We start from the raw sequence: 13,143 nt of genomic DNA, 5'->3' as shown, positions 1-13,143 counted from the left end.
AATAAAGTTTATGAGTTGCATCATTATAATTCTTAAATTGAACTTGCCTAAATTAATTTGTGCTCATTCCTAAGCAAGATGCACTGCTTATAACTATCTTGGATTGTGCTACTATGATTCACCAAGCACGACGGATCAGGCACTTTAGTCGTTTCTTTTTTTAACTTCACTGCCAGTTTATACAAAGAATGCAAGTCAATCCAAACCCACTCAGGAATAGGCAGGCTCATAATATACTGACTAACAATAATACTTGTTAACCCCTTAATCACTCGCTGAATAGCTAACGCAACATCCTTACCTTGAAACCAGCCTATCTCTCGACGTGTCTGCTCTTTTACAATCGTCCAATAGCCAATCGACAGCTCCCGCTCAATAGCAGCTAAAATCATATAAATTTTGTGCTCATTCGCGCTTTTCGGAAACCCTGTTTTCGTTAAACGCGAACGTAAATCCTCCTCTACAGCAAGATAACAAGGGCGCAGTAACTCCAGATAATCAAGCCGCTGCTGTGCTGTCATAAGCAATTTATTACTCTCTTGCATAAAATCATACAAAAGACGCGTCGATAGTGAGAGATTAGCTCTTGGGAGTTCATCTATCCACTGTTTCAACGCCACTTCTGTATACAATTCTAAGCGGACTGGATCTTCCTGTTGCGCAGGGATGACCAGAAAAAAAGAGTTTCTCACATATTCCTCATTTAATTATTTGCACAAAAAAGCTTGTCACCGCCCCTTTCGCTGCATCATTCCTTTTGAAGGATTATAGCCAATAATAGCAAGGAGAAAAAATAACACAAATGCGACCGCTGTATAACAAAAGGCCATTTGATTAAATTGCCCATACAAGGCAAACCTTAAAAATTCGACTGCTTGGGAAAAAGGATTATATTCCGCTAATTTATATAGCCACTCACTAGATTCTTGTAATTTCCATAAAGGATACAGTGCAGTGGACATAAAAAACATCGGAAAGATAACAAAATTCATTACCCCCGCAAAATTTTCTAATTGTTTAATAAATGACGATAACAACAAACCCAAAGCACCTAACATTAATCCTGTCAACAATAAGGCAGGCAACAGCCATAAATAGCCCTCTAAAGGCGCTTGTATTTCATAAAACCAGGCAACACCAAGGAACACATAAACCTGTAAAATTGAAACAAAAACACCTGCTAATAATTTAGATGCCAACAGAAACCAGCGCGGTAAAGGACTGACTAATAAGATACGCATACTGCCCATCTCACGATCATAAACCATTGACAATGAGCTTTGCATACCATTAAATAACTGGATCATGCCAATTAATCCAGGGGTAATATAGACTTCATACAAAATATAAGTTTCATAGGGAGGAATAATAGCAATGCCTAAAGCGGCTCTAAAGCCGGCAGCAAAAACAAATAGCCACACCAAAGGTCTGACTAAAGCCGACAAAAAACGCTCCTTTTGCTTTACAAAACGCAATAACTCACGGAAAACTATCCCCCACAATGCATACCAGTAATGAAAAATACGCATTAGCTTTTACCTTGAGTTAAGTTAAAAAATGCATCATTAAGATTATCAACCCCTGCCTTACACATAATATCTTCCCTTGTCCCTTGAGCCTGTAGTCGCCCCTGATGAATAACGACCAATTTATCAGTGCTATATACTTCATCCAAAAGATGCGTTGCCCAAAGTACCGCTAAATCAGTTTCTTGCACTAATTGATGCACATGCTGCACTATTGATTCTCTACTCGGCACATCCAAGCCCACAGTAGGCTCATCTAACAATAAGACACTTGGCTTATGCAATAAAGCCCGAGCAATTTCCACTCGCCGTCTATGGCCGCCATTTAACTGACGCACTAATTCAGCCCGACGCTCATACATGCCTAGCCGCTCTAATTGCTCTTGAATATTCGCATTAGCTTTTTTTCTCCCTATGCCTTGCAAAGCCGCGTGATAGCGCAAATTTTGCTGCACAGTCAAATCCAAATCTAAGGTCGTTTGCTGAAACACCACACCCAGCTTCCCCAACGCTTTTAATGGCTTTTTTTTGATATTAAAGCCGGCTAAATTAATCTCACCTTGTCTGTAAGCATATAACCGAGTGATCAACGAAAATAAAGTACTTTTCCCTGCCCCATTCGGGCCTAACAAAATACAGCATTGCCCCCTTTTAACCTGAAAACTCAAGTCATGCAAAACTTGCTTTTTACCGTAAGCAAAACTTAAGTTCACTACCTCTAATGCAATATCACTCATGGCTTTACGGCAACTCCCCACGGGTAACGCCCGACTGCGATAGATTTGATAACCTTGTGTTCTTGCAAATCAATAATAGAAATATCATGACTAGCGCCATTAGTGGTATATAAACGCTCTTGTGCTGGAGAAAATGCCAAGTTCCAAACACGAGCACCAACTAATAAGTATTTTTCCACTTCAAAAGTTTGCGCATTAACGACAGCAACGCGATTAGCAGGTCCTAAAGCAACATAGCCCCACCGCCTTTTATTATCAATGACCACCCCCACGGGTTGAATCTTCTCTTGCCCTAAGCCCGGCACAGAAAAATGCACACGCTGCACAATTTCTTTGCTAACGACATCAATAATCATCAAAGTCCCATCAATTTCTGAAGTTACCCATAGTTGCTGCCCATCAGCTGTAAAACTTAACGCTCTAGGCCGTGGATCAACCAAAGTATTCGCTTTAATCTCATTACTTGCTGCATCAATCCAATGTACCATATTGGTTGTTTCCGAAGCGCTTACCACCCACTTACTATCAGGACTGACTGCAATCCCTTCCGGTTCAACACCAACAGCGACTTGTTGAATCGCCTGTTTACTGGATAAATCAATCACAGTCACCTGGTTATCATCTTCATTAGACACATACATGCGCGTCCCTTGACTATCAATAGCAAATGTTTCTGGATCTTCACCAGATGGCAATTTACCTTTAACCTGCAAAGTATTGGCATCCACCTCAATTACCGCATCATCATCGCTCGTTGCTATATATAAAGTCTGCTGATCCTTACTTAGCGCGATACCGCGCGGCCTTTGCCCTACATTAACCGTCTTCAGCAATTTTCCTGCAATAGGGTCAACGACTGCAATGGCATTATCTTTTTCTAGCGTAACAAATACGGTTTCTGCGGTTGCAAACGAAGTAGACAGCAACAAACTACTGAGTAAAATAACTTTAATTTTCATACTAATTCCTAGTTATTGGCATTGCGTTTCAAGTCGATCATAGCCTAAAGTATCGAGTTCACTTTTAGGGTGTAAAAAGCCATCTAAAGGCGGCACAGCGACCAATGAAGTTGGTGCAGCCAATAATACAGGCTGGCGTAATTGACCATTCCATGGCCTAAAACTTAGTGGCTTACCTTTATAACCTTGTAATTTAAAGCGCTCACTCAATAAATAAGCTTTTATTAAGCTAGCATCGACTTCTTTAGTACGCGTTACCGCTTCACCAATTGAGCGCACAGCTAAATAAGTAGCATAATCCTCCTCTTCCATACTGCGCCCTGCTAACGCTTTAAACCGATTCTGAATTTGCACCGCTCCCCACTGCTCATGAGTTCGGTGCCAAGCTGTTGCTACTAAACCCTGAGTACCTATCACAGGACGTGGCAACCACGTTCGGTAGCTAATATACTCACCAAACAAACCTTGCTCATCAGCGACCACTAAGACATCATACTCATCAACCTGAGTAAACACTGGAATATCCGACTGCGCAGTACGCCGCGCATCATAACTATGCAACCATTTCTTTTCGGCAATAATTTTCATGCCAAAACGCTTAGCTGAACGCCTTATTGCCTGCGCATAAAGCACATCTTCAGGTGTTGCACCAATAACTAAAAACCAATGACGCCAACGTTTTTTCAACATATATTGCGCTAAGGCATCAGCGCGCATTGCTCGGCTAGGCAAAATATGTAACACATCTTGTAAACACTGAGCCTGTCGAAAAGCATCAGTCCGTGTTGCGACATCAAAAAGCAAAGCCTGATTATTATTGAGCTGCTGAACTTGTACTAGCTGAGCAGCAGGTAAATTAACTATAATTAATCGATACCCTTCTTTTAATAAAGCACTAAATGCCAACTGAACATTTGCGCCTAAAGGCACTATTTCTGGTCTTAAAAAATAGTTCTGCCCCGTAAACTGCCCTGTCGTATTATTATCTTCTATACCTAATAGCGCGCCTTGCAAGCCTTTATCAGCAATAAATGGCTCAAGATTAGACAAGGCAGCGGGGACTTGCTTTTCCTGAGTTAAATAAGCAATTTTTATCTCTTGCTTAGTCCCTGCAAGCCCTTGCCCACTAAATAAGGCAACAAACAACAGCATGGGTAGCAAAAATAAACGTAATAAATTAAATATCATCTCTTTAAATATGAATCAGTACACATAAAAATATAGCCTAGTTATAGTAAAATAGCAGAACTTTCTTGATATTACATTAAGTTCATAAAAATAGTTATTGGTATTCTATATTAATAAACGCTATTATTGTAAATATAGGTTTTATAACGACTCTTTAAAATATGTCCGATAATATTTTTTCTCCGCCCTACAACTAGAGTAAATGCCTAATTTTACAGTACAAATAATAAGCTTTGGTCTTTGATAAAATACAACACAGCTATCGACCACATCATTTCTGATAAAGCAGATTTTACCATTACATGCTAGTAATAAACCTTGATAAGGAGAGGTACTATGGAAATCAATACTTCCAACCTAAATAATACACTTAATATCGAAACGGCTAAAACAGTAGAACCAAGTACTACATCAGCTGTAGCGACAGAAAATAGCCGAACACCGACGCCACCAAGTACTGACACCGTTAGCTTTTCTGCTGCTGCAATAGCACTATCCAGCACTGATAACGAAAGTACTGAAATTGGCCCAGAAACAGATATAGATACGCAGCAACAAATAAATCAGCTACAAAATAATATAGCTCAAGACCCTAGCCAAGCAATTTTTGCTCAAGCGGGAAAAGTAACTGATACAGTAGTTAAAGGCTTGTTAGGATAAGCTTTTATGCCCCGTCTCAATGCTATTTTTATTTATCCCATAAAATCTGTTAGCGGCATTCAGGTTAACGCATGGGACGTTACGGAGACGGGGCTAAAATATGATAGACAATGGATGCTCATTAATGATAAACAACAGTTTTTATCACAGCGTCATGCACCTAAAATGGCACTGATAAAAACCCAAATTAATAATCAGCAACTGATCGTCTCAGCACCTGAGCAAGAAGATTTAATTTTATTCCTAGAACCCGCACAAAGCTCATCAACGGTACTCGCTACAGTTTGGCATGACCAATGCTCTGCACAATTAATCAGCGCTGAAGCAGATCAATGGTTTAGTGATTATTTGCAAATGCCCTGTCGTTTAGTCTATCAAGCCAAAAACAGTATACGCAGCGTAGATCAAAATTATGCTCTCGCCAGTGACCAAACCTCTTTTAGCGATGGCTTTCCCTTTCTAATCACCTCTGAAGCATCCCTTGCTTTGCTTAATCAACAGATGAACTTAAACCTGTCTATGCAACGATTTCGACCTAATTTAGTCATTTCTGGCTGCGCTAGTTACGCGGAAGATACTTGGCGAAAAATTAGTATAGGCCATATCAATTTTCGCTTACCTAAACCTTGCGCACGCTGCTCAATTCCGCAAATCAATCCTGAAACAGCCATAAGCGATAAAGAACCCTTGCGCACTTTATCCCGCACACGAAAATGGCATAACCAAGTCTATTTTGGTCAAAATGCGTTGCATGATCAACAAGGTATTTTGCACGTCAATGACACCTTAATTATTCATAAGACAGGCTCTTCCCAGCCGCCCTTAGAGATAAGATCCTAAAGAAAACCTGCAAGTATATTGCCTGTCATGTCTTCGTCATATCTTCGTCATATCTTCGTCATTTAGATTTTCTATAATCAATTATTTCCAATCAATAGAGAATCTCTAATGAAAAAAATCCATTATTCGATTATTGCTGGCGCATTACTTTGTGTAAATGGCACAGCAACCGCCCAAAACCAGCCCGTTAATGAGGATACCCTGCATAATGCCAACCTTATTTTAAATTGGGCTGAGCAGCACTATGCACCATTTTTTCCAAATAATATCACCGCTTTTCCATCAAATACCAAAACACTAACAGCTGAGCCTGGATGGCTATATCGTTACTACGCTCCAACAGATAACTATGTCGGTATTTTAAATAACGAAGTCTATGTTGCGGGGCACTCTTTTACTGCAAACCCCGAAAAACCACAACATGTCTTTTCAGTACAAGAAGCTTTATCTAAAGTGAGTGATGATGCAAGTCATGCTGATAGCGTTACACAATCTGGAACAAATCTTCCTTACACGGTATTACGCGATGATATTGAAGGGGTAGAAATCAGAAATGGGGGTTATGGTTCAGCAGCAACGGCTCACCCCTCGCAGAGCAATCAATTTTATGCCTTAACTGATCGTGGCCCCAATGCAACTTTTACAGGTGCTGAAGGTAAAGGAAAAATGTTCCCCACACCTGACTATGCGCCACGCATCGGTCTATTTGAACTAAATTCAGCAGGGCAAGTCACTTTAATCAAAGATATCATTCTGAAAGATACCTCAGGTAAGCCGATTACAGGTTTACCAAACCCCAGCGCACTAGGTGGCACAGGCGAAACGCCTTATGATGCAAAGGGTAACGTCATTAAAGATGCAGCGGGTAATGTTAAGCTGGATGATTTTGGTTTAGATAGTGAAGGTTTAGCAGCACTTCAAGATGGCACTTTCTGGATCAGTGATGAATATGGTCCGCACATGGTACATTTTGATGCAACGGGTAAAGAAATTGGACGTATTAATGCTTTCACTGAAGACCCTCGTACGATTTTAAATTTACCTGCCGAATTTGCTAATCGCCGTGCCAACCGAGGAATGGAAGGTTTAACGATAACACCTGATCAAAAAACTTTGGTAGGTATTATGCAATCAACGATGTATAACCCAAGCAAAGCGGTTAAAAATCTTGATATAACACGTATTGTTACCGTTAATCTGGAAACAGGGGAAATAGGCCAGTATCTCTACAAGCAAGATAAAACGCAAAACTCAAATTCTGAAATTGTTGCGCTAAGTGCAACTGAATTTTTGGTCATTGAGCGAGATGGTGGCTTTTTAAACGGAGGCGCAAAAGCAGCATCACCGAACGCACAAAAGTTGATTTATAAAATTAATTTAAACAATGCCACTAACTTGGAAACAGTCACTATTAATGGTGATTTATTGCAGGATGACGCACTAGGTTTAACCGTTGCTGGTAAAACCTTAGAAGAGCTAGTTTTGGCAGAAGGCTGGGAGGCTTTGGCGCAACAAGGGATTTATCCAGTACAAAAATCAATGATAGTGGATATGGTTGCAGAAGTGGGTTATCCACATGACAAAATGGAAGGTCTTTGGCTAATTGATGCAAATACAATCGGTGTTTTGAATGATGATGACTTCGCTACCTGGTCTACTGGTGGCGTGTTAGAACAAAAATATATTGATGCTGAAAAAACACAGGTTGATGGGAACAAGTTATATATCATTAAAGATCTTAACTTAAGCGAAACCATCCGCTAACTCTGAAAATCAGGGAAACGGTGCGATAACGAAGTGATCATTTTTAGTCCGTAATAGGTGACAGAGTTTTCGCTAATCCTCGTGCACTACAGTAGTAGTGCACGAGAGAGGCTAATAGTTTCCCAGCAGCCTTTGGGAGCTTTAACGTAGCAGTTTTTGTACGTTATAAAGTGAATACAGGAATACTGCACTGTCATTAAGTTAAGAGCAATAGAATATGGGGCGCAGTGCTTTAGCCTGCTATTTTCAGCTATGAAAGCAGGCTAAAGCACTGCGCCCCAATGAGCTAATTCCTTAATTTAATGGCAATGAGGCATACTGGAGGCTTATCCAATTCGCCCTGTATCTGAATGAATATTTGTTGATAAAAGTCCCAAGTATTTCATGAGGCAGAGCGGTACAACAACGGTATATGAGACTCGTAAATAGCACTGATCGCTAGCGACATAACTTAATCCACTTGAAAAGCCTAGCCACTGCTAGGCTTTTCTTGTCTATGCCATACTTTTATAAAAAGTTATACGATGAAGAAAATTAAATTTTTATTAAGTATTTTCACCACCGCATTCTGTATCAATAGTTATGCGACACCTGCAATAGGTTCGCGAGAATACAAACTAATGTTAAATCCTAGCTTATTTGTGGGAGCAGCCCCCCATATTACAGTCAATAATTATTGGAGTGCTTTGAGACCCTTAATTGAAGGCGGAGAAATTAATCGGAATACGACTGGTACATTCACTTTAGACAAACAACGTTGGATCAAGTTTTACGATACACCTTTAACCTGCAAATTAAATGCAAAAGGTTATATTTTTCGTGAACGCGAAGAGAATGGTCAGCGTGAAGTCACCTTGAAATATCGTGATTACGACCGTTTTATTGCAGGCCATAAAGATATGCAAGGTGAAGCGCATCGCAACCCTGTCACTAAGTTTGAAGAAGATATTAGCACGCCTTTTACGGCCAAATATTCACACTCAACGACACAGGAGATTGGCGCAACTAAAAATCTTAATAAAATGAATGACCCCGTCGGCCTGTATAGCGGATTAGCAGCTTATAATTTTAACCTAAACGACCCTATTAAGCTTGTCAGCAATTTAACAATAACTGAGCTGGTTTATAAAGGAGCTCTTGTCGATTTAGGCAATTTAAACGCAAAATTCTCACTCACATTATGGTATGACAATGACACGTCAACATCCCCCTTAGTCGCTGAAATTTCATTTAAATATAAAGATAAGAATGAAAATTATTCAGAGAATGTAGTTAATCGTGCTGCGCAAGTTTTTGAAGCAATGCAAACAATGACAGCATGGACATCAACTTCCTCTTTAACAAAAACTGCTTTCGTCTTTGCTTATACCAGCCCCCATTTTTGTCAGTGATCACCAGTAATTAAAGTGACCCTAGGGGTGCCTTGCGCCCGCTTCACAACGTAAAAAAGTCGCTACATTAAAGTTACCTCAACGAATTGAAGACTACTGAGGTAACGACTAATCTCCCTTCCTCGCGCACTGCTACCGCAGTGCACTTCGGATTGGTAACAATCCAGTCTCCGACTACAGACTAAAAATCATTACTTCGTTATCACTCCATTTCCCTAGCTTTCAACAGCCGAGGTTATTTCATGTATATTCTGAGGAGTAAAAATCATCTATTGAGTATTTTGATATACTCCGTATAGTCACACTTTTCAAATCGTCCTCACAAACAACTAAGATATTTTACATAGGGAGTCCAATATCAAACCGATTGCAACACTCTATTTAAAACTCATCTACCGAGCTTTCTACTCTGCGCTAAATGAGCAACGCAATATTTCACTCCACGGTGCCTTGTCCCTTATCTTCCTCCTTACTACAGGGTGTGCTAATGCTCCAATTTGGCAAGCCCCCGGAGAAGTTTTAGTAACAGAGCAGGCGATTACTTTAGCCTTAAATGACCTCGAAGGCGGAAGCTACACTAATGATTTTGAGTCAGATGTCATTCCAGATATCCCAGCTCCTAAAGCACTACGACCCTGTTGCGCATTTGGAAATGGGCTGATGGTTAAGCTTGGCGAGATACCGTTAGTTGGGTTTAAACTAGACAATATACGCGCTCCTAGCGACCTTGGGCCACACAAATATGATAATGGATTAATCTCGTTCGACCTTGCTGACAATCGTGGCTGGATCGACGACGAGAATAACGGTCTCGTCTATACCTGTCGCGGGGGGTTTATTGATGTCGCGCATGTGCGCGATAATGCAGATATGACAATTTTTCTCGCTGCACAAGCTGGCCGCAATATGGATAAAGGCGGTATTATAAAATTACCTGATCAAGGTGGTGAAATTCATATTATTTTTCATCCTATTCCCAAAGAACTTTTAAATGAATATGGACGCCTTCTTCTAGTTTCCCGTATTGGCCAATGGACTGCATTCCAACTATCAATCTGGCACGAGATTGCTACCTGGTATGGCTTCGCATCGCTAATAGGCTGGCCAGAGAAACTATCATCCTTCTCCCCAGAAGACCTATACTCGAATTTGCTCGGAACCAAGATCGCTGGTAGCATTATCACTAACTTACAAATGACTGATGATCATACCTATAACCGAAATATGGATCTTTGAATAAAGCGTGTCTTCGACCGATTACAAGCTGTATCTAAAGATGAGGGCATACAGGCGATAAATAGAGTAGACGGTATATGGTGGGACTCGCAACGACGCTTGCCGGACTGGCAGATTACACAAAGCCGCCACTTTCTGACAAAAGAAAAAATCAAACCCTGGCCTATCATAATGGCTAATGCAATGTTGGATAGCTGTATTAACGCCAAACCCAGACTCGACTTATACTATGCTTCAGGAATCGCAGGAATACGCTTCGACAATCTGGTTACGATTAAAATAGACATCAACGACAAGCTTATCAATAATGGCTTCCCGCTACTCACGATGAATCAGAGAACAGTGACACAAGCTGACTTTTTCCGCCTCTCTGAGGCAATCCGCACCGAGGTAGTCAAATTATTAGGAGCAAAAGCTGATCGGCCAGCCCCTTAAAGTGAAAACAAACAGTGGGTAACGCTTTTTCTATTAGCTTAAACAAGCTCAAGACTTTCTCCACAAATGACTTGAATTCAGTTTTTTAAGCAAAAAATCATTGAGTAAAATTTTAAGACACAATATGAACACTGATGGTTATTATCCTATGCGCATCATTTTTGTTTCACTATTAAAATAATCCTCTAACTCATCTTTAAATCTGCACGTTAACTGCTTTGTCGTTGCAATGACAGTTATACTAGATTGACACATTTTTTTTGCCAGCTGAATACATTCCAATTCAAAATTATTGGTACTAACAATCCGATTAATGATGCCTAATTCCAAGGCTTCTTTTGCTGTTATCGTATCAATATTTAATAGTATATCTATCGCTTTACTCTCACCAACATATCTAGGCAGAAAAAAAGCAAGTCCACCAGAAGGATGAAGCCCATACTGCCTGTGCGCCAATTTAAAATGCATATGTTCTGTAGCAAAGCGGAAGTCTGCTGATAAGGTTTCGCCAAAAAAAGGGGTAACAACACCTCCTTGTAAACAATCGATAATTATCTTTTTTGAAGCACTACGCTGCTTGATTGTGTCTTGGTGAAAAACCATTTGTCGTAAGCGCGGGAGTCGCTGTTTAAAATCCCAGTTACTATCTAGGTCTCTAAGTGCTAGTTGTTCTCCACACAAATGAGAGATATATTGGGCATAAGAATTTTCATCCAGTGCACCGGCTGCAAATATAGACAAAATGACCTTAATTTCTGGAGTTTCTTCTATAACTGAAAAAAGCTTTTGATAGCGCTCTTTTTTATCTATATCAGTCATTAAATTGAACGCATTGCTTTTTAATCTAAAAATGACAACAGCACCTTCAATGTCAATAGACATATCACTATCTGAAAAACCTTTAATTAATTTTAAACTCATAACAGTGTCCTTATATGCTCATAAACAGAGTAATTATTGCGGAAATAGTTGTGCTTTAATAATTCATTAAATGCTTTTTTAAAAACACGCCATCAGTCAATTATTTAAGTCTTGTTTCATTGGCAAACAATAACTCTTGCTATAAATAAGCAATGAAAATCTCTATCTTTATGCATTAGTTCTAATAAAACAAACTAACTGAGTTTATCATTGCTACCCCCATCAGCTCGACCTTATTCTATGTCATGTGTGGGTTTTATATTAAAAAATAATGCATAAAGCACGGGTACTGCAATTAATGTCAATAATGTTGCGAAAGCCAGTCCCCCCATAATAGTGACCGCCATACTGGCAAAAAAAGCATCATTCAATAAAGGCAACATACCTAGAATAGTGGTCACAGCCGCTAAAAATACAGGGCGGATACGACTGACACTAGCATGAATAATAGCGTCATAATGATCTTTATCTTCGGCAATTTGCGTGTCAATTTCATCGACTAGCACAATCGCATTTTTCATTAACATCCCTGATAGACTTAAAAGCCCCAATAACGCCATAAAACTAAACGGTTTTCCCGTGGTCAACAAACCGATCACGACACCACAAACAGACATTGGCACCACTAGCCAGATAATTAACGGCTGACGAACTTTACCAAATAACAAAATACTAATAAGCAACATAATGAGCATACTGATGGGTAGTTTAGAATTCAGTGCAGTTTGTGCATCGCGTGAACTTTCATATTCCCCTCCCCACTCCATCGTATATCCCGCTGGCAGCTCTATTGCTTCAATCTGCTCTATAATACGTTTATTGGCTGTATCGGCAGTTAATCCAGGCGCAGGTTCAGCCTGCGCAGCTAGAGTGCGCACTCGATTGCGGCGATGAATCAAAACATCTTCACTGATCGTATCAACACGATCTATCACCTGTGTGAGGGGGATAAACGTCTGAGTTGCTGCACTATAGACTAGCCGATCATTTAAACGACTGGGGTCATGTCGTTCCACATCGGGCGGTCTAGCAACAATCGGAATGAGCTTGTCATTTTCGCGGTAGGTACTGGCTTGTACACCCGTCGTAGCAAATCGTAAACTGAGCGCCACTTCATCCAGACCAACTCCCGCTATCCTTGCTCGCTCAGCATTAAAGACGGGCGCTAATACCAATTCTTTTTGTCGCCAATTAGTACGTACATCAATCAGTGCCTCTTCTGCTGCCATAATGGCAGTGGCTTGAGACCCTAGTTGACGCAAGATAGTAGGATCAGAACCTGAAAAACGCGCTTCAATTTTAGCGGCAACACTTGCGCCAAAAACCAGGCGTTCGGTGCGTATTTCAGCATTTGGATAAGGAATGTGCATGAAATAACTTAGGCAACTTATAAAGTTGTTGCGTCAGGAATGGCAGTATAATTCCATTGCCTCAGGTGCTCATCAAATACAATTCGCATTGACTCTTTAAAACCCTCTGCAACTTT

Annotated in this window: 12 protein-coding genes and 1 pseudogene; 6 read left to right on the top strand and 7 right to left on the bottom strand. The window is 40.3% G+C overall.

The window, feature by feature from the left end; translation table 11 throughout:
* Positions 1 to 47 precede the first annotated feature (47 nt).
* From BQ7314_RS06145 to BQ7314_RS06125, 5 genes are read right to left on the bottom strand one after another with little or no spacing between them, the layout of a single operon-like run.
* A complete protein-coding gene (locus tag BQ7314_RS06145) occupies positions 48 to 692 on the bottom strand; it encodes a hypothetical protein (protein ID WP_174482826.1) in 645 nt (214 codons plus the stop codon).
* Between the two features lie 36 nt (positions 693 to 728).
* Complete coding sequence (locus tag BQ7314_RS06140; RefSeq protein ID WP_174482825.1) at positions 729 to 1,529, bottom strand: ABC transporter permease; 801 nt, start codon at positions 1,527 to 1,529, stop codon at positions 729 to 731.
* Positions 1,529 to 2,263, bottom strand: a complete 735-nt coding sequence (locus BQ7314_RS06135; RefSeq protein ID WP_174482824.1) for an ABC transporter ATP-binding protein — start codon at positions 2,261 to 2,263, stop codon at positions 1,529 to 1,531. Before BQ7314_RS06135 ends, BQ7314_RS06140 begins: the two co-directional genes overlap by 1 nt.
* Positions 2,260 to 3,222: a PQQ-dependent catabolism-associated beta-propeller protein gene (locus BQ7314_RS06130; protein WP_174482823.1), complete on the bottom strand. Its 963-nt coding sequence runs from the start codon at positions 3,220 to 3,222 to the stop codon at positions 2,260 to 2,262. Before BQ7314_RS06130 ends, BQ7314_RS06135 begins: the two co-directional genes overlap by 4 nt.
* A 12-nt stretch (positions 3,223 to 3,234) precedes the next feature.
* Positions 3,235 to 4,410: an ABC transporter substrate-binding protein gene (locus BQ7314_RS06125; RefSeq protein WP_174482822.1), complete on the bottom strand. Its 1,176-nt coding sequence runs from the start codon at positions 4,408 to 4,410 to the stop codon at positions 3,235 to 3,237.
* Between the two features lie 336 nt (positions 4,411 to 4,746).
* Between BQ7314_RS06125 and BQ7314_RS06120 the strand changes: the two genes are divergently transcribed.
* From BQ7314_RS06120 to BQ7314_RS15775, 6 genes and pseudogenes are all read left to right on the top strand, one after another.
* Complete coding sequence (locus BQ7314_RS06120; RefSeq protein ID WP_174482821.1) at positions 4,747 to 5,070, top strand: hypothetical protein; 324 nt, start codon at positions 4,747 to 4,749, stop codon at positions 5,068 to 5,070.
* Positions 5,071 to 5,076: 6 nt separating this feature from the next.
* Positions 5,077 to 5,910 (top strand): MOSC domain-containing protein, encoded by an 834-nt coding sequence (locus BQ7314_RS06115; RefSeq protein WP_174482820.1) that lies wholly within the window; start codon positions 5,077 to 5,079, stop codon positions 5,908 to 5,910.
* Between the two features lie 108 nt (positions 5,911 to 6,018).
* Complete coding sequence (locus tag BQ7314_RS06110) at positions 6,019 to 7,674, top strand: esterase-like activity of phytase family protein (RefSeq protein WP_174482819.1); 1,656 nt, start codon at positions 6,019 to 6,021, stop codon at positions 7,672 to 7,674.
* 524 nt (positions 7,675 to 8,198) lie between these two features.
* Positions 8,199 to 9,065, top strand: coding sequence for a hypothetical protein (locus BQ7314_RS06105; protein WP_174482818.1), 867 nt, complete (start codon positions 8,199 to 8,201; stop codon positions 9,063 to 9,065).
* 450 nt (positions 9,066 to 9,515) lie between these two features.
* Positions 9,516 to 10,448 (top strand): annotated as a pseudogene (locus BQ7314_RS06100) (DUF4056 domain-containing protein); the annotation flags it as partial.
* A gap of 24 nt (positions 10,449 to 10,472) precedes the next feature.
* Entirely contained in the window at positions 10,473 to 10,736 is a 264-nt protein-coding gene (locus BQ7314_RS15775; RefSeq protein ID WP_245394925.1) for a hypothetical protein, read from the top strand.
* A 141-nt stretch (positions 10,737 to 10,877) separates the two neighbouring features.
* On the opposite strand, the gene BQ7314_RS06090 is transcribed toward BQ7314_RS15775, so the two are convergent.
* Both BQ7314_RS06090 and BQ7314_RS06085 read right to left on the bottom strand, forming a co-directional pair.
* Positions 10,878 to 11,657 carry an enoyl-CoA hydratase/isomerase family protein gene (locus BQ7314_RS06090; protein WP_174482816.1) on the bottom strand — a complete coding sequence of 260 codons (780 nt, stop codon included), beginning with the start codon at positions 11,655 to 11,657 and terminating at the stop codon, positions 10,878 to 10,880.
* Between the two features lie 233 nt (positions 11,658 to 11,890).
* Entirely contained in the window at positions 11,891 to 13,027 is a 1,137-nt protein-coding gene (locus BQ7314_RS06085) for an efflux RND transporter permease subunit (protein WP_174482815.1), read from the bottom strand.
* Between the last annotated feature and the right edge of the window lie 116 nt (positions 13,028 to 13,143).

It is taken from the genome of methanotrophic endosymbiont of Bathymodiolus puteoserpentis (Logatchev), assembly GCF_900128525.1.
Lineage (GTDB): Bacteria > Pseudomonadota > Gammaproteobacteria > Methylococcales > Methylomonadaceae > Methyloprofundus.
Note: the sequence above shows the minus strand (reverse complement) of the source record. Positions and strands in the feature narration are given on the sequence as shown.

Excerpts from the sequence above, each read along its gene's own strand:
- BQ7314_RS06085 (WP_174482815.1), bottom strand. The coding sequence starts at position 13,027 with ATGCACATTCCTTATCCAAATGCTGAAATACGCACCGAACGCCTGGTT.
- BQ7314_RS06115 (WP_174482820.1), top strand. The coding sequence starts at position 5,077 with ATGCCCCGTCTCAATGCTATTTTTATTTATCCCATAAAATCTGTTAGC.
- BQ7314_RS06105 (WP_174482818.1), top strand. The coding sequence starts at position 8,199 with ATGAAGAAAATTAAATTTTTATTAAGTATTTTCACCACCGCATTCTGT.
- BQ7314_RS06090 (WP_174482816.1), bottom strand. The coding sequence starts at position 11,657 with ATGAGTTTAAAATTAATTAAAGGTTTTTCAGATAGTGATATGTCTATT.
- BQ7314_RS06130 (WP_174482823.1), bottom strand. The coding sequence starts at position 3,222 with ATGAAAATTAAAGTTATTTTACTCAGTAGTTTGTTGCTGTCTACTTCG.
- BQ7314_RS06125 (WP_174482822.1), bottom strand. The coding sequence starts at position 4,410 with ATGATATTTAATTTATTACGTTTATTTTTGCTACCCATGCTGTTGTTT.
- BQ7314_RS06120 (WP_174482821.1), top strand. The coding sequence starts at position 4,747 with ATGGAAATCAATACTTCCAACCTAAATAATACACTTAATATCGAAACG.
- BQ7314_RS06135 (WP_174482824.1), bottom strand. The coding sequence starts at position 2,263 with ATGAGTGATATTGCATTAGAGGTAGTGAACTTAAGTTTTGCTTACGGT.
- BQ7314_RS06110 (WP_174482819.1), top strand. The coding sequence starts at position 6,019 with ATGAAAAAAATCCATTATTCGATTATTGCTGGCGCATTACTTTGTGTA.
- BQ7314_RS06140 (WP_174482825.1), bottom strand. The coding sequence starts at position 1,529 with ATGCGTATTTTTCATTACTGGTATGCATTGTGGGGGATAGTTTTCCGT.
- BQ7314_RS15775 (WP_245394925.1), top strand. The coding sequence starts at position 10,473 with ATGGCTAATGCAATGTTGGATAGCTGTATTAACGCCAAACCCAGACTC.